The sequence below is a fragment of the Micromonospora sp. NPDC049801 genome, from assembly GCF_040656575.1.
Classification (GTDB): domain Bacteria; phylum Actinomycetota; class Actinomycetes; order Mycobacteriales; family Micromonosporaceae; genus Micromonospora.
In genome coordinates, this window is sequence record NZ_JBFAMS010000015.1 from 101,615 (window position 1) to 123,313 (window position 21,699).

20 protein-coding genes are annotated in these 21,699 nt (G+C 71.7%); 4 read left to right on the top strand and 16 right to left on the bottom strand.

The features are described 5' to 3' along the window. Positions 1–75 precede the first annotated feature (75 nt). The 4 genes from AB0I89_RS25390 to AB0I89_RS25405 all read right to left on the bottom strand — a co-directional run bounded on the left by AB0I89_RS25390 (position 76) and on the right by AB0I89_RS25405 (position 4,097). Positions 76–1,053, bottom strand: coding sequence for an NAD-dependent epimerase/dehydratase family protein (locus AB0I89_RS25390; RefSeq protein ID WP_357131516.1), 978 nt, complete (start codon positions 1,051–1,053; stop codon positions 76–78). Between the two features lie 82 nt (positions 1,054–1,135). Then, entirely contained in the window at positions 1,136–2,824 is a 1,689-nt protein-coding gene (locus tag AB0I89_RS25395) for a cation acetate symporter (protein WP_357131519.1), read from the bottom strand. After that, a complete protein-coding gene (locus tag AB0I89_RS25400) occupies positions 2,805–3,170 on the bottom strand; it encodes a DUF485 domain-containing protein (RefSeq protein ID WP_355048660.1) in 366 nt (121 codons plus the stop codon). Before AB0I89_RS25400 ends, AB0I89_RS25395 begins: the two co-directional genes overlap by 20 nt. Positions 3,171–3,344: 174 nt before the next feature. Further along, complete coding sequence (locus AB0I89_RS25405; RefSeq protein ID WP_357131821.1) at positions 3,345–4,097, bottom strand: flavin reductase family protein; 753 nt, start codon at positions 4,095–4,097, stop codon at positions 3,345–3,347. A 448-nt stretch (positions 4,098–4,545) separates the two neighbouring features. On the opposite strand from AB0I89_RS25405, the gene AB0I89_RS25410 reads away from it, so the two are divergent. Then, positions 4,546–5,331 (top strand): helix-turn-helix transcriptional regulator, encoded by a 786-nt coding sequence (locus tag AB0I89_RS25410; RefSeq protein WP_357131523.1) that lies wholly within the window; start codon positions 4,546–4,548, stop codon positions 5,329–5,331. After that, a complete protein-coding gene (locus AB0I89_RS25415; protein ID WP_357131526.1) occupies positions 5,328–5,528 on the top strand; it encodes a DUF397 domain-containing protein in 201 nt (66 codons plus the stop codon). Before AB0I89_RS25410 ends, AB0I89_RS25415 begins: the two co-directional genes overlap by 4 nt. On the opposite strand, the gene AB0I89_RS25420 is transcribed toward AB0I89_RS25415, so the two are convergent. From AB0I89_RS25420 to AB0I89_RS25450, 7 genes are all read right to left on the bottom strand, one after another. Next, the gene (locus AB0I89_RS25420) at positions 5,525–7,234 is read right to left on the bottom strand and encodes an ABC transporter permease (RefSeq protein ID WP_357131529.1); all 1,710 of its coding nucleotides are present in this window, start codon (positions 7,232–7,234) and stop codon (positions 5,525–5,527) included. The genes AB0I89_RS25415 and AB0I89_RS25420 overlap by 4 nt on opposite strands. Continuing rightward, positions 7,219–7,983 (bottom strand): ABC transporter ATP-binding protein, encoded by a 765-nt coding sequence (locus AB0I89_RS25425; RefSeq protein WP_355048664.1) that lies wholly within the window; start codon positions 7,981–7,983, stop codon positions 7,219–7,221. The genes AB0I89_RS25420 and AB0I89_RS25425 overlap by 16 nt, the downstream gene beginning before the upstream one ends. Positions 7,984–8,321: 338 nt before the next feature. Next, positions 8,322–9,962, bottom strand: a complete 1,641-nt coding sequence (locus tag AB0I89_RS25430) for a cation acetate symporter (protein WP_357131532.1) — start codon at positions 9,960–9,962, stop codon at positions 8,322–8,324. A 1-nt stretch (position 9,963) separates the two neighbouring features. Then, on the bottom strand, positions 9,964–10,377 hold the full coding sequence (locus tag AB0I89_RS25435; protein WP_355048671.1) for a hypothetical protein: 414 nt from the start codon (positions 10,375–10,377) through the stop codon (positions 9,964–9,966). A gap of 44 nt (positions 10,378–10,421) precedes the next feature. Next, on the bottom strand, positions 10,422–12,245 hold the full coding sequence (locus AB0I89_RS25440) for a DUF4173 domain-containing protein (protein WP_357131535.1): 1,824 nt from the start codon (positions 12,243–12,245) through the stop codon (positions 10,422–10,424). A gap of 185 nt (positions 12,246–12,430) precedes the next feature. After that, positions 12,431–13,432 carry a HAMP domain-containing sensor histidine kinase gene (locus tag AB0I89_RS25445; RefSeq protein ID WP_357131824.1) on the bottom strand — a complete coding sequence of 334 codons (1,002 nt, stop codon included), beginning with the start codon at positions 13,430–13,432 and terminating at the stop codon, positions 12,431–12,433. A gap of 68 nt (positions 13,433–13,500) precedes the next feature. Beyond that, on the bottom strand, positions 13,501–14,178 hold the full coding sequence (locus AB0I89_RS25450) for a response regulator transcription factor (protein WP_355048673.1): 678 nt from the start codon (positions 14,176–14,178) through the stop codon (positions 13,501–13,503). A 183-nt stretch (positions 14,179–14,361) separates the two neighbouring features. Here AB0I89_RS25450 and AB0I89_RS25455 point away from each other — a divergent pair, with 183 nt between their 5' ends. After that, a complete protein-coding gene (locus AB0I89_RS25455; RefSeq protein WP_357131539.1) occupies positions 14,362–14,913 on the top strand; it encodes a Uma2 family endonuclease in 552 nt (183 codons plus the stop codon). Positions 14,914–14,941: 28 nt separating this feature from the next. Here AB0I89_RS25455 and AB0I89_RS25460 read toward each other — a convergent pair whose 3' ends face one another. The 5 genes from AB0I89_RS25460 to AB0I89_RS25480 all read right to left on the bottom strand — a co-directional run bounded on the left by AB0I89_RS25460 (position 14,942) and on the right by AB0I89_RS25480 (position 20,381). After that, positions 14,942–15,604 (bottom strand): DUF5701 family protein, encoded by a 663-nt coding sequence (locus tag AB0I89_RS25460; RefSeq protein ID WP_357131542.1) that lies wholly within the window; start codon positions 15,602–15,604, stop codon positions 14,942–14,944. 66 nt (positions 15,605–15,670) lie between these two features. Further along, positions 15,671–16,429, bottom strand: a complete 759-nt coding sequence (locus AB0I89_RS25465; RefSeq protein ID WP_053651534.1) for a LytTR family DNA-binding domain-containing protein — start codon at positions 16,427–16,429, stop codon at positions 15,671–15,673. Then, positions 16,426–17,652: a histidine kinase gene (locus tag AB0I89_RS25470; RefSeq protein WP_357131546.1), complete on the bottom strand. Its 1,227-nt coding sequence runs from the start codon at positions 17,650–17,652 to the stop codon at positions 16,426–16,428. The genes AB0I89_RS25465 and AB0I89_RS25470 overlap by 4 nt, the downstream gene beginning before the upstream one ends. A gap of 32 nt (positions 17,653–17,684) precedes the next feature. After that, positions 17,685–19,256, bottom strand: a complete 1,572-nt coding sequence (locus tag AB0I89_RS25475) for a sugar transferase (RefSeq protein WP_357131827.1) — start codon at positions 19,254–19,256, stop codon at positions 17,685–17,687. 264 nt (positions 19,257–19,520) lie between these two features. Further along, on the bottom strand, positions 19,521–20,381 hold the full coding sequence (locus AB0I89_RS25480; RefSeq protein ID WP_357131550.1) for a DNA-formamidopyrimidine glycosylase family protein: 861 nt from the start codon (positions 20,379–20,381) through the stop codon (positions 19,521–19,523). Positions 20,382–20,405: 24 nt separating this feature from the next. Here AB0I89_RS25480 and AB0I89_RS25485 point away from each other — a divergent pair, with 24 nt between their 5' ends. Continuing rightward, entirely contained in the window at positions 20,406–21,680 is a 1,275-nt protein-coding gene (locus AB0I89_RS25485; RefSeq protein WP_357131553.1) for a glycosyltransferase, read from the top strand. Positions 21,681–21,699: the final 19 nt, after the last annotated feature.

Sequence of the window (21,699 nt, forward strand, 5' to 3'; positions counted from 1 at the left end):
CAACTCAGAGTACGTAGCGAGGGCCACTACCGCCCTCAGGTGACACTCAGCGATCGGCGGTCCGCCGCGAGCCGGTTACCCTAGCCGCGCCCGGAAGTACTCGATCGTGCGTCGCAGGCCGTCTTCGGGCGTCACGGCCGGCTCGTATCCGAGCAGTTCACGGGCGAGGGTCAGGTCGGGGCGCCGCATCTCCGGGTCGTCCGCGCTGCGCGTGATGTACGTCACCTCCGAGTTGCTGTCGGAGAGTGACACGATCAACTCGGCGAGTTGACGCATGGACATCTCGTGCTCGGTACCGCAGTTGACCGGCCCGGTCTCGGTCGAGTCGAGCAGCAGCAGGATGCCCCGCACCAGATCCTCGACGAAGCAGATTGACCGGGTCTGGTTGCCGGTGCCGTGCACGGTGATCGGCTCGTCACGCAGCGCCTGGGAGATGAAGGTCGGGATGGCGCGACCGTCGTCCGGGCGCATCCGCGGGCCGTACGTGTTGAAGATCCGCACGATCGCGGCGTCCAGCCCCCGGTACCGGTGGTACGCCATGGTGGCCGCCTCGGAGAAGCGCTTCGCCTCGTCGTAGACGCTGCGGACGCCGATGGGGTTGACGTTGCCCCAGTAGGTCTCGCGCTGCGGGTGCTCCTTCGGGTCCCCGTACGCCTCGCTGGTGGAGGCCATCAGGAACCGGGCGCCGTCGGCGACCGCGCGGTCCAGCAGGTGCAGGGTGCCCACCGACCCGACCCGGAGGATCTCCACCGGAAGCTGGGCGAAGTCGGTGGGGCTGGCCGGCGAGGCCATGTGCAGGATCGCGTCGAAGCGCTCGGCCAGCGCCGGGTGGTGCGTCGGCAGGCCGTCGGAGAGGTCCGCCTCGACCAGGGTGAAGGTTGGCCGGTCCAGCAGGTGGGCGACGTTCTCCTTGGAACCGGTGACGAAGTTGTCCAGGGCCACCACCGTGCACCCGCGGGCGATCAGCGAGTCGACCAGGTGCGACGGAACGAAACCGGCGCCGCCGGTGACAAGAACGCGGTGACCAGACCCAAAGCGCGTAGCAACCTTCATGCCGGTCAGCCTACCGACTGAAGGAAGGGCCCCCTGCTAACGCCTGGCGTTGTACAGGGGGCCCTTCCTAACAGCTAGCGCGTCAGTGCGCACCCGCGCCGGTGAGAGCGCGGACCTCCAGCTCGGCGTACTTGTCCTCGTCGTGCTCCTTCGAGATGAGCGTGCCGACGAACCCGCAGAGGAACCCGAACGGGATGGACAGGATGCCCGGGTTGGACAGCGGGAACCACTGCCAGTCGTGGTCCGGGAACATCGACGTCGCCGCGCCCGACACCACCGGTGAGAAGAACACCAGCACCACGGCCGAGATCAGACCGCCGTAGATCGCCCATACCGCTCCGGAGGTGTTGAACCGCTTCCAGAACAGGCTGTAGAGGATCGCCGGCAGGTTGCCCGAGGCGGCGACCGCGAAGGCCAACGCCACGAGGAACGCCACGTTGAGGTTCTGCGCGTAGATCGACAGCAGGATCGAGATCGCGCCGATGACCAGGGCGGAGATCCGGGCGACCCGTACCTCCTGGCGCTCGGACGTCTCGCCCTTCTTCAGGACGTTCGCGTAGAAGTCGTGGGCCAGGCTGGACGAGGAGGCCAGGGTCAATCCGGCGACCACGGCCAGGATGGTGGCGAAGGCGACCGCCGCGATGATCGCCAGCAGGGCCGCGCCACCCAGGTCACCGCCGAAGAACTCCAGGCCGAGCGCCTCGGCCAACTGCGGCGCGGCGGTGTTGCCGGCCTTGTCCTGCGCGATGATCGCCGGACCACCCACCATCGCCGCCGCGCCGAAGCCGAGGGCCAGGGTGAGCAGGTAGAAGGTGCCGATGATGCCGATGGCCCAGAGCACGCTCTTACGGGCCGCCTTGGCGGTCGGCACGGTGTAGAAGCGGATCAGGATGTGCGGCAGACCGGCCGTGCCGAGCACCAGGGCGATGCCGAGCGAGAGCAGGTCCATCTTGTTGTAGAACGTCTGCGTGGCGTTCCCGGCGACCTCCACCCCGTACCGCAGGCCCGGTTCCAGGAGTTTGTCGCCCTTGCCGGACGCGGAGGCGGCGGCGCCGAGCAGCTCGGACAGGTTGAAGTGGTACTTCGCCAGCACCAGCACGGTCATCAGCAGGGCGCCGCTCATCAGCAGGAACGCCTTGACGATCTGCACGTACGTGGTGCCCTTCATGCCACCCACGGTCACGTAGATGATCATCAGGGCGCCGACCATGATGATGGTCGCCACCTTGGCCGTGGCGGCATCCATGCCGAGGAAGGTCGTCCCGGGCTTGATGCCGAGCAGCAGCGCGACGAGCGCGCCGGCGCCGACCATCTGGGCGAGCAGATAGAAGATCGAGACGGTGATGGTGGAGACGGCAGCCGCCGTACGCACCGGACGCTGCCGCATCCGGAACGCCAGCACGTCGGCCATCGTGTACCGGCCGGAGTTGCGCAGCAGCTCCGCGACCAGCAGGAGGGCCACCAGCCAGGCGACCAGGAAGCCGATCGAGTAGAGGAAGCCGTCGTAGCCGTAGAGCGCGATGATGCCGGCGATGCCGAGGAACGAGGCGGCCGACATGTAGTCGCCACCGATCGCCATGCCGTTCTGGAAACCGGAGAAGGAGCGGCCGCCGGCGTAGAAGTCCGTGGCCGTCTTGGTCTGCCGGCTGGCCCAGATGGTGATGCCCAGGGTCACCGCCACGAACACCAGGAACAGCGTGATGGTCAGGTTGCGGGCCGTGTGGTTCGTCGCGTCGGCCGCGAGGAGCAGGTCAGCCGCGTGGACCGTCATCGTGGGTCACCTCCCCGATCTCGGCACGGATGCGGTCGGCCACCGGGTCGATCTTCCGGTCGGCGTACCGGGAGTAAAGCCAGGCGATCAGGAACGTCGAGACGAACTGGAGTAGGCCGAAGACCAGGGCAACGTTGATGTTGCTGCCGAACAGCTTCGTGCCCATGAAGTCCCGGGCGTACGCGGAGAGAATGACGTAGAGCGCGTACCACAGGAAGAACGCGACGGTCATCGGGAAGACGAAGCCGCGCAACGCGCGCCGCAACCCGGCGAACTCGTCTGACTGTTGTACGGCCAGGTACTTGTCCGGCTGGGAAGCGGTCGGCGCGGGTGTGTCCGTGGACATCTGTGGATCACCACCTTCACAGGCGTCGGGGGTAGTTGCGCGCACCGTAGGAGGCACGCTCCCCGCCGGGGAAGGTCGAGATCGACGCCGGTCGTCGAGTGCGCCGAGCGGTTGGCTGGGTGCGCCGAGTGACCTACGTCACCCCGGTGACCGGTCGCGCTCCCAGGCCCCTGGTCAGCCCGGCAGCTCGAGGTACCGCCCCCGGTAGTGCAGCAGCGGGGTGGTGTCCTCGGCCAGGTCGACGGCCTCGATGGTGGCCTCCACCAGCAGGCCCCAGCCGTACTCCCGGGCGGTGTCCAGCCGGCACCCCGCCCAGCCGCCGGCGTCGGACGGCACCGGCCCGTAGGGCGTGTCGGTCCACCCGCCGGAGGCGAAGAGCCCTCCCGGCGCGGGAAAGAGGCCGGCGAAGCGGTCGGCGAGCTGCCGGTGTGGCGGGCCGAGCGGCGCGACGGCGAACCGACCCGCCTCCTCGACGGCGGCCCAGAGGTCGGACTCCGGGTCGATCAGCCCGAGCAGCCGGTCCGGCTCCCCCTCGGCGACCAGTGTCGACGCGACCGTCAGACCCGCCGGGCCGGGCGCCGTCCAGAGGGTGACCGGCGCGGCGAGCCGACCCCGCAGCCGGCGGGCCGGCGACCGTTGCCCGGCCGGCACCGCGAACGGATCGGTGTGGTGGATCTCGGCGCCCGGCTCATGATTCACGTGAAACATTGTGCCGCCCCGGCCGCGCACCCAGCCCAGAAAACGTGCGTGCAGGTCGGCGGGTCGCCCGCTCAGCCGGGCGAGCTGATCGCCCGCCTCCGCCATCAGCGTGCCCAGGTAGAACAGCAGCGCCGTGCGGTCGTCCCGGTACTCGGCCAGCAACGCCAGCCGCGCCGGTTGGCAGGGCCAGTGCGCGCCGCAGCCGCGACACCGCCACAGCGGTCGCATCGGCAGGTGCGGCCGACTCACTCCGCACCGCCGGCGGCTGGCGGGAGGCAACACTTCGGTGAGCGTGATGCCGGTGAGTCATCTTGATGACTGACAGGCATCACGCTCGTTGGGGTGTCAGGTCCCCGCGCGAGACGCGCCGCACCGCCGTGTGCCGGCTCGATCGCGCCCGGCACGGTCGTCGCCGCCACGTTCCTCATCGAGTACGACCACCGCGCCCCGCCCCGACCAGGAATGAATCCGAGCACGGCTGACCTCCTCCCAGTGGATGCGAGGGCCGCCCCGATCGGGGGAGTGACCGGGACGGCCCCGACGCAGGACCGACCGCCGGGTCATCGCCTCCACCAGCCGGGCCGCGTGCTCTCCACCCTGGACGGCGCGGCGCGGACACGGGAGGATTCCAGGGCTTACTACGCTGCGCAGTCACGTACTTACCGGAGAGGTAAGGATGAACATCGAGATGTGGGTACGGGCGTTGAAGGCCGCCCGCGCCGGTGCCGACGTGTCCCAGGAGGCGCTGGCGACCCTGATCAGGTGGAGTCCGTCCACGGTGGCCGCCATCGAGACCGGCCGTCGCCGACCGACGATGGAATTCGCGGTGGCCGCCGACGAAGCCCTGGCCACCGGCGGCCTCCTCGCCGAACTCCTCAAGGCTGCGGACCAGGAACACGGCCCATCCTGGTTCGTCCCGTGGCGCGGCTACGAGCAGCGGGCGACGCGCCTCCGAGCCTTCGAGGCATGCCTGGTGCCCGGCCTGTTGCAGACCGAGGAGTATGCCCGCGCTGTCATCTCGGCGGGTGGATTGCAGCCGCCGGCCGTGGTCGACGAACTTGTCGCGGTTCGCCTGGAACGTCAACGGCTGTTGTCCCGGGAGGTGCCGCCGCACTGCGTCTTCGTGGTGGATGAAATGGGCCTGCATCGCCCCGTGGGGGGTCACGCCGTGCTCAATGCCCAACTCGGTCGACTGCTTGAGGTGGCGGACCTTCCGTTCGTGCGGCTGCACGTCATTCCATTGAGCGTCGGTGAGCATGTCGGGTTCGGTGGCGGCTTCGTATTCGCCGATCTGCCTGACGGGGAAGGGGTGCTCTACCTGGAGAATGCCGCTCGCGGACACGTCATGGATGAACCGCAGACGCTCCGATTGATTGATCGCAAATGGGATAGTCTGCTCGGCGAAGCACTGTCCACAGGTGCGTCAATGGACCTGATTCGGAAGCTGAAGGTGACACCGTGACGATGATTGAGCCGCGCTGGCGCACCTCTATCCGGTCGACCGACTCCGGCGGCAACTGCGTCGAGGTGGCGGACAATCTGCCGGGTGTCGTGCTGGTGCGGGACAGCAAGGATCGGTCCGGCCCGGTGCTCACGTTCAGCCCGTCGGCCTGGACCGGATTCCTCGCTGCCCACGCGTCTCGCGGCCCGGCCGCCTAGCGGCGTGGCGTGACGGTGGCGAGCAGTTCCGGCTGACGTCGGTCCAGCACGTCACCGGCCAGGTAAGCGCCGAGCAGGGCCGCACCCAGCCCGTACGCCGCGCCGACCGGAAGGGCCAGCCACAGCCAGGCCTCGCCGAGCAGCGCGGCGGCCACCACCATCGGCACCGCGACGGCCGCCGAGGTGACCATGGCCAGCAGGGTGAGCAGCCCCTTCGCCATGCCCGCACCGCTGTTCATCCCGAACGGGTTGCTCGTCTCCGGCAGCGAGTACGCCCCGAGCACCGAGACGAAACTGTTCACCGCCAATCCCGCACCGTAGGTGGCGAGCAGACTGCCCACCATCAGCCCGATCCACTCCGGTCGGCTGAGCAGCGCCGACAGCACCACTGCGATGATCGCCAGCATCGGCAGGACGTACAGCGAGAAGGCGGTCATCCGCGCGCGCAGCTCGACGCGACCCGGCACGCCAGCCACGACGTTCGCGGCGTACGCGCTGCCGTCGAAGCCGAACTGGTTGGCCAGGGTGACCGAGGCGAGTACGCCGACGAAGAGAAGCGAGATGGTGACCACGACCGGTGAGCTGTCGCTGGCGGCCGCCGTGAACCCCGCGTTCTCGGCCGCGAAGTCGCCGCCCATGACGTTGATCAGGACGGGCACGAAGATGCCGACCACCGCGATGGTGATCAGGTTGGCTCGGCGGCGGGCGTCCCGCCACCAGTAGCGGGCCTCCCGGGCGACGAGCGCGCCGAACCGGTCCCGCCGCGCCCAGGTGGCGGCCCGGGGGAAGAGTTGGGCGACCGCGCCGCCGTCGACGCCGCGTCGCGCCGGTGCCCGGCCGGCGGTCGCCGAGCCCACCATCGCCGACTCCAGCGACCGCGACCACCAGGCCAGCAGCGCGCCGATCGCCGCCAGCGTGATCAGCAGCTTGAGCGGGGCGGCCCACACCCGTCCCTGTGCCACGTCGATGCCGGCGGTCCACGGCGCCCCGAACGGCGTCCACCCGAGCACCGACGCGGCTCCGGTCAGTCGGGTCCAGTCCGTCTGGCGCAGCGCCGCCAGGCCGAACACCTGCAACGGGCCGAGTAGCGCGGCGGTCACCGCCAACAGCACGGCGGCCAGGTCGCGTACCCGACGGGACCGCAGCATGCTGGCGAAGGCGCTGGTCACCGCGCGGCTCGCGGCCACACAGAGCAACAACCCGGCGAGTACGCCGAGCACGGCCACGACACCGGCGGACCAGCCGCCCAGCGCCCAGGCGGTCAGTACCAGCCCCAGCGAGGCGATCGACGCCGCCAGCACCGGCACGCTGACCAGCGCGGCGGCGAACAGGCCGACGACAAGGGTGCGGCGCGGCAGCGGCAGCAGCGCGAACCGGGCCGGGTCCAGTGTCTCGTCCACCCCGAAGAAGACCAGCGGCAGCAGCAGCCAACCGAGCACCAGCAGGCCCCCGCCGGCCGCCGCGACCAGCACCGCGTACCGGCCGTTGCCCGTCATGCCCGGCGCGGCGAACAGGAAGAAGCCGCTGGCCGCGAGCCAGAGGCCGACCAGCGCCCCGCCGACGAACATCGCGATCCGCCAGCCCTGGCCCCGGAAGTTGTTGCCCATCACCCGGAGCTTGAGCCGTACGAAGTGCCGCGCGGAGACCCGTCGCGCCGGAGCGGCGGGTGCGGTGGCCGCGGTGGCCCGGTTCACCGAGACAGCCATGACAACTCGTCACCGGTCGCGGTGCGCCCGCCGACCACCTCGACGAAGACCTGTTCCAGCGACCGGTCGCCCCGGACGTCCGCGATCGTGCCGACCCGCTTGATGGTGCCCTGGGCCAGGATCGCCACGTGCGAGCACAGCCGCTCGACGACCTCCATCACGTGACTGGAGAAGACCACCGTGCCGCCGCCGGCCGCGTACCGGGTGAGAATGTCGCGGATCAGCGCCGCCGACACCGGGTCGACCGCCTCGAACGGCTCGTCCAGCACCAGCACCCGGGGCGCGTGCAGCAACGCGCAGGCCAGGCCGATCTTCTTCTTCATGCCCGCCGAGTAGTCCACCACCAGCGTCCGGCCGGCGTCGCCGAGCGCCAGGACGTCCAGCAGCTCCGCGGCCCGCTGGTCGACCACTGCCGGGTCCATCCCCCGCAGCAGCCCGTGGTACGCCAGCAGTTCCGCGCCGCTGAGCCGGTCGAACAGCCGGACGCCGTCGGGCATCACGCCGAGCAACTGCTTGGCCGTGACCGGGTCGCGCCACACGTCCTGGCCGAGCACCCACGCCGAGCCGGCGTCCGGCCGTAGCAGGCCGACCGCCATCGACAGGGTGGTGGTCTTGCCGGCCCCGTTCGGGCCGAGCAGCCCGTAGAAGGACCCGGCCGGTACGTCCAGGTCGACACCGGCGACCGCGACCGTGCCGTCGAACCGTTTAGCCAGACCACGCAGCACGAGCGCGGGATGTTCACCAGTCATGGCCCGACGTTATCCGCCGACCGCCAGATCCGCCGTCCGGCGACAGGCGGACGCACGATCATTCCGGAGGCGTAGCCGCCCGGCTTGATCCACTCGTGTTTCGTGATGCTGCGGTATCCCCTCCGCCCGGACACCCCTATTTCAGTGATCCCGAGTGGATCAACGCCCTCGCGGCGCCGATCTTGCAGTTTCGGTTGTCCATAAGCGTGAGATGTCGTCTTTGTCGCCACAGAAACTACAAGATCGCGGGGCGCGGGGCGCGGGGCGCGGGGCGCGGGGCGCGGGGCGCGGGGCCGGGGCGCGGGGGGGCGGGGGCGGAGGGGGCGGGGGGCGGGGGGCTACAGGCGCAGGGCTTCGGGGGTGTGGAGGCGGAGCATGGTGGCCGCTACGTCGGCCGGTGCTCGGCGGCGGGTCGCCATCGACACCGCGACCATCACGGTGAAGGCCAGCGGCACCGTCCAGGCGGCCGGCTGCGCGGTGAGGGTGGCGGGCCAGCCGGACAGCGGCGGGCCGAGGACGGTCACCAGCACCGCGCCGATCGCCGCCCCGCCGCCGGCCAGCACACCGGCGGCCGCGCCCAGGTCGGTCAGACCGCGCCACCAGATGCCGAGCACCAGCAGCGGGCAGAAGCTCGACGCGGCGACCGCGAAGGCCAACCCGACCACCTGTGAGACGTCCAGGCCGGAGACGTGCAGGGCCAGCACCGCCGGTACGCCCCCGGCGATGACGGTCGCCCAGCGGAAGCCGCGTACCGAGCCGCGGCCGAGCACGTCCGTCGAGATCACCCCGGCGACGCTGGTCAGCAGGCCCGACGAGGTGGACAGGAAGGCGGCGAACGCTCCCGCCGAGACCAGCGCGGCGAGCAGCCGCCCGGTGAGCCCGTCACCGAGGACCGCGCCGGGCAGCAGGACCACCACCGCGTCGGTCTGCCCGCTGACGAGCAGTTGCGGGGTGTAGATCCGGCCCAGCACCCCGTACAGGGTGGGTAGCAGGTAGAAGACGCCGACCAGGGCCAGCACCACGAGCGTCGTCCGCCGTGCCGCCGCGCCGTCGGGGTTGGTGTAGAAGCGGACCAGCACGTGCGGGAGACCCATCGTGCCCAGGAAGGTGGCCAGGATCAGCGAGTACGTGCCGAACAGGCCCCGGTCGTCGGCGCCGGCGGCGCTGGGCAGCAACCAGTCCGCCGCGTCGGTGGCCACCCCGGACACCTCCGGCACCGGGTCACCGGCGGCGAACGACAGCTCGTCGCCGGGGCGTACCTCCCGAATCTCACCGTCGGCCAGGGTGAGGGTCGCGCGGTGCTCGACCACGACGGTGGTCGCGGCCCGGAACGTCGGCCCGTCCGGCGGTGTCACCGCCGGGCGGGCATCGGCCTGCCACTGCAGCGCCAAGAAGATCACGGGTACGGCGAGAGCGGTCAACTTGAGCCAGTACTGGAAGGCCTGGACGAAGGTGATGGCCCGCATCCCGCCGAGCGCCACGTTCGCGGTGACCACGGCCGCGACCAGAAGGGCACCCACCGGGTACGGGGAGCCGGCCACCGTGGCCAGCGTGAGCCCGGCACCCTGTAACTGCGGCACCAGGTAGAGCCAGCCGATGAAGATCACGAAGGCGGTGGCGAGGATGCGCAGGCGGCGTGACCCGAGCCGTAGTTCACAGAAGTCGGGCAGCGTGAACGCGCCGGAGCGGCGCAGCGGCGCGGCCACGAACAGCAGGAGGGCCAGGTAGCCGGCGGCGAAGCCGACCGGGTACCAGAGCACGTCCACGCCGTACTTGAGGACCAGGCCGGCGATGCCGAGGAAGCTCGCGGCCGACAGGTACTCCCCACCGATGGCGGCAGCGTTCCAGGTCGGACTGATCGCCCGCGAGGCGACCAGGAAATCTGACGTGGTCCGGGCCAGCCGCAGCCCGTAGAAGCCGATGCCGACGGTGACCAGGGTGACCGCGACGATGGCCGGAACCACGTAGTCGTTGCCCACCTCAGTGCTCCGGCCGCTGCACCAGGTCGGTGAAGTCCTGCTCGTTGCGCTCGGCCAGCCGCACGTACGCCCAGCCCACCGCGATCAGGAACGGGAACGACGCCACCCCGAGCAGCAGCCAGGGCAGGTTGACGCCGGCCACGGTGGTCCGGCCGAGCGACGGCGCGATGGCGAACAGCCAGGGCAACCCGCCCAGCCCGATGACGACCACCAGCGACAACCGCAACGCCAGCGCGAGCTGGGCCCGGACCAGGCCACGGACCAGCGCCTCGCCGACCTGGGTCTGCTGGGCCAGCTCGGCGCGGGTCCGCTCGGAGCGCGTGTCGCGCCGGGTGATGTCGGCCAACACGATCCGGGCCCGGCGGGGCGGCGGAACCGCACCGCCCGACCCCACGTCAGGGAGTTGCTTGGCCACCCCGGCAGTCTTGCCCGCCTCGCCGGATTGTCAAGCGTCGACGCTCACCAGCCACGCGGGACGAGGCAGTGCGAGGCCGGGCCGATCACCGGGATCCGGTCCAGCTCGGGGCGGGCGCGCTCCCGTCCGAGGTTCGTCGCCCAGACACCGTCCCGTGGCAGTTCGACGGCGAGCCGGGACAGCGCGCAGATCCGCATCGGCTCGGGCAGCCGGGCCAGGGCGGGTACGGCGTCCGCCGAGAGGCCGGACACGTAGTCGACGTCCAACCGGCCGGTCTGCAGGTACCTGTCGACGTTCCGGTCGGCGATCAGCCGATCGGGGTTGACCAGGGCCAGCCCGAGCAGCGCCAGTACCGCCGTGCCGATCACCAGTCGGGGCAGCCAGGTGGCCCGCAGCCGTACCACGGCCACGCCGACCAGCACGAACAGCAGCCCGAGCCACAGTTCGACGGTTGCCACGACGAGCCGCAGGCGGGTGGCGCCGTACGCGTCGGCGTAGACCTGCATCCGGTAGAGCGCCGAGGCCACGATCACCAGGCTGAGCGCGGTCAGCGCCCCGAGCAGCGCGCGGACGAGCAGCCGGTCGGTCCGTGTGGCCTTCGGTGCCCGACGGGCGGCGACGGCGATCACCAGCAGGGTGAGCCCGGTGACGGCGAGCAGTTGCCAGAAGCCGCCGCGCGCGTACCGCGCGTAGGTGAGCCCTGCCGTGCGCAGCACGTGCCCCGAGCCACCGAACAGCACCGTCAACTGGACCAGTACGAACGCCGCGAACAGGGCGTCGAGCAGCACCAGCGGAAGCGTCCACTCGAGCCGGTGCGCCGGCCGCGCCGGCCCAGGCCGCAGGCCGTCGAGGTTGGGCGGTCGACTGACCAGGTACGCGGCACCCAGCAGACCGCCACCGATCAGCAGCAGACGGAACGTCCACCCGATGGTGCCGGGAACCGAGATGTCGGGCAACAAGCCGCTGACCAGGTCGGCGAAGACCGCGTCGGCGGAGGAGAAGAGCAGGCCGAACAGCATCAGCAGACCGGCGGAGATCGCCACGCTGGTCAGGACCCGTCCGACGGCGATCCCCGAGCCGGCCGGTCGGGTGTCGCGCAGCCCGCGTACCGCCCAGGGGAGCGCCCGTACCGTCGCGGCCGGCGGCAGGGTCGCGGCCAGCAGCATCCCGAGCGGGCTCCGCCCGCCGGTCACCGCGAGCGTCCCGGTCACCACGGCGGCGAGCAGGCAGAGCGCGAAGAGCCAGCCGGCTGCCCGGAGGGTACCCACGCCCACCAACGCGACGGTCGCGGCGGCCCAGACGACCTGCGCCGCCCGCCCCGATGCCCCCGTGGCATCGGGACGGGCGATGGCCGCCGGGGTTACCCCGTCCGTCGGCGTGGCCCGGTCCGCCGGCGTGGTGGGGGTGGTTGGCGTGGCCTGGGCCGTCGGCGTGGCCTGGGCCGTCGGCGTGGCCTGGGCCGTCGGCGTGGTCGGAGCGGCCGGACCGGCCGGACCGGCCGCCGTGGCCGGCGTGGTCGAGGTGACCTGGGCCGTCGGGGCGGCCGGGGTAGCCGGGCTGGGCTGGCCGGTTGCGCTGGGCTGGGTCGCCGGACTCGTCGGACTGGGTGAGGTGGTCGGTGGCGTCGGTGTCGCCGACGCGGGTGGAGTGGTCGACGGCTTCCCCCGAACGACGGCGGCGACGGCCAGCGCGGCGGTGCCGGCCAGCACGGCCACCAGCCAGCCGAGTCCGGGACGAACCATCGTGATCGTCGACGCGCCGAGGACGGCAGCCGCCGTGAGGGCCGCCAGGACGAGCGGGCGCGCGGCACCCGATGGCCCTGGCCAGCGCCGCTCGATCAGCGACGGTGGCCGGGGTACAGCCGCCATCGGCTGGGGCCAGGCCGGAAGCGGCCGTCCGGCGGGGCCGGTCGGCGGTGCCGCTGGGCGACCGGTCGGCGGTGCCGCTGGGCCTCCGGTCGGCGGTGCCGACGGGTTGGCGGTCGGCCGTGCCGGTGCTTCGGCGACTCGCGTCGCCGGGCCGCTGGTCGGCGGCGGAGTGCTGCCAGGGGTGGTCATGCGACCTCTCCTCGGTCTGGGCCGTTGTTCGGGATGGTGACCTGGATGCGGCAGCCCGGACGGGCGCCCTTGGCGGCGCTGACCGGGTCGAGGACCGCGATCCGGCCGCCGTGGAGTTCGACGACCCAGCGGGCGATGGCGAGGCCGAGGCCGGTTCCACCCCCGGCGGCGCGGTCGCCGCGGGTGAATCGTTCGAACACCCGCGACCGCTCGGCCGTCGGGATGCCCGGTCCCTCGTCGCTGACCTCGAAGTGGAGCTGGCCGGCGTGTTCCTCGGCGCTCACCCGCACGGTGCCGCCCGGCGGACTGTGTCGCGCCGCGTTGTCGAGCAGGTTGGTGAAGACCTGGTGCAACCGCCACGGGTCGGCGTGCACGGTCAACGGCGTCGCCAACTCGTGCAGCCGGAAGTCCACGTCCAGCCCCGCGCCGGCCGCGCTGGCGGTGGCGTGCTCCACCGCCTCGTCGAGGAAGTCCCCCACGTCGATGGTGACCCGGCGCAGTGGCACCACCCCGGCGTCGAGACGGGACAGGTCGAGCAGGTCGGCGACGAGATGACCGAGCCGCTCGGTCTGGGACAACGCCGCGCGCAGTGCCGCCGGCTCCGGCTCGGCCACCCCGTCCACCATGTTCTCCAGTACGCCCTGCAACGCGGTGATCGGCGTCCGCAGCTCGTGGGAGACGTTGGCGATCAGCTCACGCCGCCGCTGGTCCGCCGCGTGCAGGTCCTCGGCCATCTTGTTGAACGCCTGGGCCAGCTCGCCCACCTCGTCCCGGGAGGTGGCGCGTACCCGACGGGTGTAGTCGCCGCGGGCCATCACCCCGGCGGCGGCCGTCATCTCGCGCAGCGGCGAGGTCATCCCGTGGGCGAGCACCTGCGAGGTGACCAGCGCGATGCAGATGGCGGTGATCGCCGTGCCCGGTGGGAGCCAGCCGATGCCGTACCAGAAGTAGCCGATGGCCACCGCCCAGGAGGCGACCAGCAGGACACCGAGCTTCATCTTGATCGAGCGGACCGGGTCGAGGGGGCGGGGAAGCACCCGGTTCAGCCAGTCCACCTGCCGGCCGGTCACGCGGGAACCTCCAGGGCGTATCCGACGCCGTGGACGGTCCGGATGAGGTCGGCGCCGAGTTTGCGGCGCAAGGCCTTCACGTGGCTGTCCACCGTGCGGGTGCCGGTGCCGTCGGCCCAGCCCCAGACGTCGGCGAGCAGTCGTTCCCGGGGAAGCACCGTCCGGGGTCGGCCGGCGAGGTGCAGCAGGAGGTCGAACTCGGTCGGCGTGAGGTGCACGTCCGCGCCGGCCCGGCGAACCCGCCGTTCGGCTTCGTTGATCTCGATGTCGCCGAGGCGGATGGCGGGTGGCGCGGGGGTCGCGGCCCGTTCCATCCGGCGCAGCAGCACGTGGACGCGGGCAGCCAGCTCGCGCATCGAGAACGGCTTGGTGAGGTAGTCGTCCGCGCCGACGGCGAGCCCGACCAGCAGATCGGTCTCGTCGTCGCGGGCGGTGAGCATCAGCACCGGAACCGGCCGGACGGCCTGGATACGCCGGCACACCTCCAGACCGTCGAACCCGGGCAGCATCACGTCGAGGACGACAAGGTCCGGCTGCCCGGTCCGGAACCGCTCAACCGCGCTGGGGCCGTCCGTGGCGATCTCCACCGCGAAACCCTCGGCGCGGAGTCGGGCGGCGACCGACTCGGCGATGGTGCGTTCGTCCTCGACGACCAGGACGCGGCGTTCCTTCATGGGGTCTGACTGTAGGGAGCCACCGTGGAGATCAGTGGGTGGCGTTGTGAACAACCTGTGGAGAACCGGTCAGCCCTGTGGATAACTCGGCGGCAATGGCCGCCGGCCTCCCCGAACGTCCGAGGCTCGTTGTGGACGACCAACCGAGCTGTCAGGGTGGACCGGTAGAGAGGAGGTGTGACGGTGACCAACCCTGCCCGGCCCGGCCGAGGTGACGCCTGGACGGTGGACGACCTCCAGGCCCTCCCCGAGGACAACCAGGTCTACGAGATCTTCGACGGGAGCCTGCTCGTGTCCCCCCATGCGGACGTCTTCCACGGCGCGGTCGCCAACCGCCTCCGCCGAATCCTCGACCGGCAGGCACCGGCTGGTCTGCTTGTCGGGCAGGACATCGGCGTCAGCGCGAAGCGCTCGTCGTACTTCGTTCCGGATCTGTTCGTCGCGCGCGAGAGCGCGATGGATCGGGGTGGCGCCGCGCTCGACCCGGTCGACGTGCTCCTCGTCGTCGAGGTGATCTCGCCGAGCAACGCCGGCCGCGACCTGGTGCTCAACCGGCACGAGTACGCGGCGGCCGGCATTCCCCGCTACTGGCTGGTGGAGCCCCGCAAGCAGACCGTGACGGTGCTCGTGAACGCGCCCGGCGGTTACCGGGAGCAGGTCGTCATGCCAGCGGGCGAGGTCTACCGCAGTGAGCAGCCGTTCCCGCTCACGCTTGCGCTCGCCGACATCTTCTGACCTGGCCTCTGCTCGGTGGTTGCCGGGTTCAGTCCAGGCCGACGCGCTCGGGGCGGGCCGAGGCGGAGCCGAGCCAGGTGTGCGGGTTGCCGTACCAGCACCAGCCGAGCTTCGGCGCGCCCTGGCTGATCCACAGCGCCGGCACCCGCTTGTCGCCGCACCGTGATCCGACCAGCGAGAAGCACCTGTTGCTGGCCAGCGCCTCGGGGTACAGCGTGATGAAGGCGAGCCCCTCGTCGATGGTGAGCGGAAGCCGATCCTGGGCGGTCATACCCTCCATGGCCGCCGCCGGGGCGAGGTTGCGGAACTCCTCACCACGGTCGACGTCGAAGAGGAGGTACGCCGGCCCGGCGGGCACCTCCAGCTCCTTGATGGGGTCGAAGCGCGGCAGGTCGTCCTCGGCGTAGTGCCGGTCGAGGAAGCCGGGCTTGCGCTTGCCGGCCAGGGTGGTGAGTTCGAGTCGGGGCTCCACGCCGATCAGGTCGCGCGTGACGACCAGCAGGAACGGCACCCGGGCGTCGGTGGGCGCGGGCAGGCCGGCGGCACCGTCGACCGCTCGCGCCCGCAGGGGCGCGACCAGGTCGCGGAAGGCGCTCTCGGTCATCCCGGCCAGGGCCGGATAGCCCAACTTCAGCAGGCGGTCGAGCTGGCTGTCGAACTCGGTCTCGGCGTTGAACGGAGTTTCGTGCACGGCGGCCTCCCGGGTTGTCGTACGACCTAGCGTACAACGTACGGGATGGTCGGGCGCATTCCCGGTTCAGCGACTCCAATCCTGCTTCGCCGCCCTGACCAGCTTGTCCTTCAGCTCGCGGGTGTGCCGCCGGCTCACCGGCAGCTCGGTGGAGTCGACCACCACCACGTAGCCGGAGTTCACCAGACGCAGTTCGGCGATCAACTTCAACTGCACCAGGTACGACCGGTGCACCCGCACGAAACCCGCGTCCGCCCAACGCTCGGCAAGCGTGGCGAGCGAAACCCGTACCAGGTGCGACCCCTCGGCGGTGTGCAGCCGCGCGTAATCGCCCTGCGCCTCCACCCAGCGCACCGCCGAGCGCGGCAGCATCCGGGTCGTCCCGGCCAGCTCGATCGGGATGGTCGGATCCTCCTCGGCGCGGGCCAGCGCCGCCGGGTGTGACGGCACCACCCGCGAACCGATCACCCGCCGCAGCGACTCGGCCAGCCGTTCGGCGCGTACGGGTTTGCGGACATAGTCCGTGGCGCCCAGGTCGAAGGCGTCCACCGCGCCGTCGTCGTACGCGGTGACGAAGACGATCGCCGGTGGCCGGGCGAACCGCCGCAGCACCCGGGCCAGCTCCATGCCGTCCAGGCCGGGCATCCGGATGTCCAGGAAGACCACGTCCACGTCGCCGTCGCGCAGCAGCCGCAGCGCCTCCGTGGCGTCCCCGGCCGTGTGCAGGCGGGCCACCCGGGGATCGGCCCGCAGGTGGTAGGCCAACTCGTCGAGTGCCGGCGGCTCGTCGTCCACCGCCAACACCCGCAGGAACCCGGTGGTCACGAGCCGGCCCGTACGCCCGGGTGGAACTTCGGCACCCGCACGCTCACCCGCGTGCCCGAGCCCAGCCCGGTCTCGACGACCAGCCCGAAACGATCACCGAAGACCGAGCGCAGCCGCTCGTCGACGTTCGAGAGGCCGACGTGCTGGCCCGTGTCGTCACCCGGGTCGCCGGTGCTGCGGGCCAGCTCGGCGATGCCGGCGGTCAGCGCGGTCGGATCCATACCCACCCCGTCGTCCTCCACCGTGATGTGGCATTCGGCGCCCGCGTCCCGGGCCTCGATGCTCACCATGCCCGTGCCCGGCTTGCGGGACAACCCGTGCCGGACGGCGTTCTCCACCAGCGGCTGGAGGCACAGGAACGGCAGCGTCACCGGCAGCACCTCCGGCGCGATCTGCAACCGCACCTGCAACCGGTCGCCGAAGCGGGCCCGCTCGATCGTCAGGTACCGGTCGATCGACCGCAGCTCCTCGGCGAGGGTGGTGAACTCCCCGTGCGCCCGGAACGAGTACCTGGTGAACTCCGCGAACTCCAGGATCAACTCCCGGGCGCGCTCCGGGTCGGTGCGGACGAACGAGCCGATCGCGGTCAACGCGTTGTAGATGAAGTGTGGGCTGATCTGCGCCCGCAGCGCCCGGATCTCGGCCCGCGCCAGCCGCTCCCGGGACGAGTCCAGCTCGGCCAGGGCGAGCTGGTTGCCGGCCCAGTGCGCGGTCTCCAGGGTCGCCTGCACCAGCCCCGGCGCCGGCGCGTTGTCGGCGATCGCCACCAGCGCCCCGACCACCCGGGCGTCGGCGCCGTGCAGGGGCGCGACCACCGCACCCCGGATCGGGCAGTCCACCCGGTCGCAGCGCAGGTCGGACTCCCCGAGCACCGTCGACCGCCCGGAGCTGATCGACCGCTGGGCCGCCGCCAGCAGCTGCTCGCCGTGGTGCGTGCCGCGTCCGTCGAGGGCGAGCACCTCGTCGGCGTCCGTGAGCGCCAGCCCCACCGCGCCCACCAGGGCCCGCAGATGGCGTACGGCCTTCGCCGCGCCGGCCGCGCTCAGCCCCGCCCGGAGCGGTTCGGCGGCCAGCCCGGCGGTGTGCAGCACCTCGTAGGTGGCCCGCTGGGTGGCGGTGGCGATGCCGCGCCGGGCGCGCAGTCGCAGCACCGCCAGCAGAGCCGCGGTCAGCGCGGTGACCAGCGAGACGACGCCGACGACGGCGGAGAGGTTGCCACCCACGCAGCGATCCTGACGGCTCGCCGCCGCCCGCGCTAGTAGGCGCCCTTGCGGGCGAGCACCACACCGACCGTCCGCCACAGGATGCTGAGGTCGTACGCCAGCGACCAGTTGTCGACGTAGTAGAGGTCGAGCCGGACGGCCTCGTCCCACGACAGGTCGGAGCGGCCGGAGACCTGCCACAGCCCGGTCATGCCGGGGCGCACCAGCAGCCGGCGTCGCACGTCGCCCAGGAAGTCGCCGTCGTCGGCGGGCAGCGGGCGCGGTCCGACCAGCGACATCTCACCCCAGAGCACGTTGATCAACTGCGGCAGCTCGTCCAGCGACGAGGCCCGCAGGAAGCGACCCACCGGGAAGACCCGGGGGTCCTGCTTCATCTTGAACAGCATGCCGTCGGTCTCGTTCTGGTCGGTGAGGCTGGCCAGCCGGTCCTCGGCGTCGACGTACATCGTCCGGAACTTCCACACCCGGAACGTGCGTCCCTCGTGCCCCACCCGGGGCTGGCGGAAGAAGACCGGCCCGCGGTCGGAGATTCGGATCGCCACCGCGATCGAGATGAAGAGCGGGATCAGCAGCAGCAGGCCCAGGCCGGCGGCGACCCGGTCCATCAGGTTCTTGGCCAGCAGCGCCGGCCCGGAGAGCGTCGGCTCCTCGACGTGCAGCAGCGGCAGACCCTCGATCGGCCGGATGTGCACACGCGGGCCGGCGATGTCGGTCAACTGCGGGGCGACCACGAGATCGACCCCGGAGCCTTCGAGCTGCCAGGCCAGTCGGCGCAGCTCGCCCGGCTCGGCGCTGGCCGACCCGCACACGGCGATGGTGTCCCCGCCGACCTCGCGGACCAGGGCCAGGACGTCCCGGCCCGAGTGCACCGGCACCGGTGTCGGCACCCCGCGGGCCGCCGCGTAGCCGTCGGTGATGTGGATGGCGACCGGCATCAGGCCGGCGGCCGGGCTACGGGTGACCGCCGCGTAGACCTCCAGGCACTCCGGCAGGGTGCCGACCAGCACCATCCGGTGCGCGGCCTGACCGGCCCGCCGACGGATGTAGTGCAGCGCCCAGCGGGCCACGAAACGGCCCCACAGGATCAGCAGCAGCGCCCCGAGCAGCGCCGTGCCCACCGTCCACCGCGACAGCGCGGTCTTGGTGGCGAAGGCGAGGAAGGAGACGCTGGCCGCCACCGTGACCGCGGCCCTGATGACCCGCTTGAACTCGTCCGGGCCGAGCCCCAGATAGCGCCGGTCGTACGCCCGGTTGCTCCAGAGGATGACCACCCAGCCCAGCGGCAGCAGGAGGTAGGAGATGGTGTGGAACCAGGTCGGGTCCTGGTTGGTGCCCGAGAAACCCGAGGCGGCCTGGTCGAAGAGTTGGATCGCGATCCAACTGGCGAACGCCGCCGCGCCGAAGTCGAGCAGCAGCAGGATCGCGGTGTAGGGGCGGTGCCAACGGGAGACACGTCGTCGCGCCCTGGCCCACGCCGACCGAGGGACGCCGTTGTGTGACGGCGGCGTCGGCGGCTGGATCTCGAAGCTGTCGACGTGCCGCACGAGTCTGCTCCGGCCTTCGTTGGATACCGGGCGCTGGAGGCTTGCCGTCACCTCACCCATGTCCTCCCGCATGACACGTGCCGCTCACTCGCCGTGAGGGCCCGGGTCGCCCACCGTCCCAGTCTCCCACGCGGGCTCCGGCCGGTCGCCGCCCCGCAGGAGATTGGCGACCGATGGTGTCGGCGGGATCTGGCCGGCTCCGCACCATTTCAGAAGCCGGGGACCGGGCCACTATACCGATGGATACGCCTGTGGCGAGAACGGTGGACCGGAGGTTCGGCTCACTCGGGTCGATTCCGCTCTGTAGTCGCCTCGTGGGATTACTCACCGTACGAGACGGGACAACCGTCGGTCAGCCAGCGGCTTGCCGCCGGTCTGACAGGTGGCGCAGTACTGCAGGCTCGAGTCGGCGAACGAGACTTCCCGGACGGTGTCGCCACAGACCGGGCAGGGCAGGCCGGTACGGGCGTGCACCTTCAACCCGGATCGCTTCTCGCCCTTGAGTTCGGCGGCACGCTGACCGAGGGACCGCTCGACGGCGTCCCCGAGCACCTGCCGTGTCGCCGCGTGCAGGGTGGCGAGCTGGGCGTCCGTGAGCCGATCGGTGATCGCGAACGGAGACAGCTTCGCGGCGTGCAGGATCTCGTCGGAGTACGCGTTGCCCACCCCGGACAGCACCGACTGGTCGGTCAGCACCCCCTTGACCTGCCCGCGTCGGCTGCGCAGCCGCTCGGCGAAGGTGGGCAGGTCGGCGGCGAGCGCGTCCGGCCCCAGCTTGGCCACCCCGGGTACCGCCGCCGGGTCGGTGACCAGGTAGGCGGCCAGCTTCTTCTGCGTACCGGCCTCGGTGAGGTCGAAGCCGGAGCCGTCGTCGAGCCGGACCCGCACGGCGATCGGGCCCTTGCCGGGGCGCAACGGGGTGGTGGCCGGGAACGCCTCCCGGTAGTGCAGCCAGCCTGCCCGGGCCAGATGAACCACGAGATGCAGGTCACCCTCGATCACCACGTCGAGGAACTTGCCGTGCCGACGGGCGTCGACCACCGCCTTGCCGGCGACGGCGGTGGGTGCCGGATCGTACGTCTTCAGGGCGCTGATCGCGGCGATCTCCAGCCGGTCGACACGCCGCCCCACCGCGCGCTGCCGCAGGTAACCCGCGAGCGCTTCAACCTCCGGTAGTTCGGGCACCAGCCAACGGTAGCCTTCTTTCCCGTGAGAATCGTGGTGGCGCACAACCGGTACCGGGAAGCTCAGCCCTCCGGCGAGAACACCATCGTCGACGCGGAGATCGCCCAGCTCACCGCCGCCGGTGTCGAGGTGCTGCCCTTCATCCGCAGCTCGGACGAGATCCCCTCGATGTCGAAGGCCGCCAAGGCGCTGCTGCCGATCTCACCGATCTGGGCGCCCCGCGCACAGCAGGACCTGAGCCGGCTGCTCACCGAGCACCGACCGGACGTCCTGCACCTGCACAACCCGTACCCTCTGATCTCGCCCTGGGTGGTGCGGACCGCGCACCGGCACGGCGTGCCGGTGGTGCAGACGGTGCACAACTACCGGCAGGTCTGCTCCTCGGGGATCTACTTCCGCGACGGGGTGATCTGCCAGGACTGCAAGGGCCGGGCGCTGGGCGTGCCGGCGATCAGGCACCGGTGCTACCGCGACTCGGCGGCGCAGAGCGCGCTGATGGCGACCACCCTGGCCGTGCACCGGGGCACCTGGCGCTCCGTGGACCGGTACATCGCGCTCACCACGGCCATCGCCGACCACCTCCGCGACTACGGCATCCCGGACGACCGGATCGTCGTGAAGCCGAACGCGATCCCCGACCCGGGCCGACCGTCGCCGCTGGGTGACGGGTTCCTCTACCTGGCCCGGCTCTCCCCCGAGAAGGGCGTCGACCTGCTGCTGGACGCTTGGCGGCGGCATCCGGTGGGTTCGCTGGGCACGCTGCGGGTGGCCGGTGACGGCGAGCTGCGCCCGCTCGTGGAGGCAGCCGCCGCCGAACGACCCGACGTGGTCTACCTCGGTCAGCTCGACCGGGCCGGCGTGCAGGCCGCAGTCGAGGCGAGCGCGGTGGTGATCGCCGCCGCGATGTGGCACGACGTGCTGCCCACCGTGATCATCGAGGCGTTGGCGAGCGGCCGGCCGGTGCTGGGGACGGCGCTGGGCGGCATTCCGTACCTGGTCGGGGCCGACGCCCCGCACGAGCCCGCCGGCACCGGGCCCGCCGAGATCGCCTCCGCCGTCGCCGGCCATTCCCCGCCGCCGGCAGGTCCGCCTGCGGTGCCGGCCGGCCTGGTCACCGGCACCGCCGGCTGGGTGGTCCCGCCGGACCCGGCCGCGTTGGCCGCAGCGCTCCCGGTCGCGCGGGCTGGCGCCGCCGCGCTCGCCGCACCGGCCCGGCTGCGGTACGAGCAGACGTTTCACCCCGACGTGGTCATCAAGCGCCACCTGGACATCTACGCCGACGTGGCCCGCCGCCGTTGACCCCGAACCTGCCGAAAGG

What these genes read in the sequence shown, in the direction of transcription:
- AB0I89_RS25405 (WP_357131821.1), bottom strand. Translation starts at nt 4,097, where the DNA reads ATGCGACCGCTGTGGCGGTGTCGCGGCTGCGGCGCGCACTGGCCCTGC.
- AB0I89_RS25390 (WP_357131516.1), bottom strand. Translation starts at nt 1,053, where the DNA reads ATGAAGGTTGCTACGCGCTTTGGGTCTGGTCACCGCGTTCTTGTCACC.
- AB0I89_RS25450 (WP_355048673.1), bottom strand. Translation starts at nt 14,178, where the DNA reads ATGAAGGAACGCCGCGTCCTGGTCGTCGAGGACGAACGCACCATCGCC.
- AB0I89_RS25445 (WP_357131824.1), bottom strand. Translation starts at nt 13,432, where the DNA reads ATGAAGCTCGGTGTCCTGCTGGTCGCCTCCTGGGCGGTGGCCATCGGC.
- AB0I89_RS25440 (WP_357131535.1), bottom strand. Translation starts at nt 12,245, where the DNA reads ATGGCGGCTGTACCCCGGCCACCGTCGCTGATCGAGCGGCGCTGGCCA.
- AB0I89_RS25395 (WP_357131519.1), bottom strand. Translation starts at nt 2,824, where the DNA reads ATGACGGTCCACGCGGCTGACCTGCTCCTCGCGGCCGACGCGACGAAC.
- AB0I89_RS25420 (WP_357131529.1), bottom strand. Translation starts at nt 7,234, where the DNA reads ATGGCTGTCTCGGTGAACCGGGCCACCGCGGCCACCGCACCCGCCGCT.
- AB0I89_RS25400 (WP_355048660.1), bottom strand. Translation starts at nt 3,170, where the DNA reads ATGTCCACGGACACACCCGCGCCGACCGCTTCCCAGCCGGACAAGTAC.
- AB0I89_RS25475 (WP_357131827.1), bottom strand. Translation starts at nt 19,256, where the DNA reads ATGGGTGAGGTGACGGCAAGCCTCCAGCGCCCGGTATCCAACGAAGGC.
- AB0I89_RS25425 (WP_355048664.1), bottom strand. Translation starts at nt 7,983, where the DNA reads ATGACTGGTGAACATCCCGCGCTCGTGCTGCGTGGTCTGGCTAAACGG.
- AB0I89_RS25410 (WP_357131523.1), top strand. Translation starts at nt 4,546, where the DNA reads ATGAACATCGAGATGTGGGTACGGGCGTTGAAGGCCGCCCGCGCCGGT.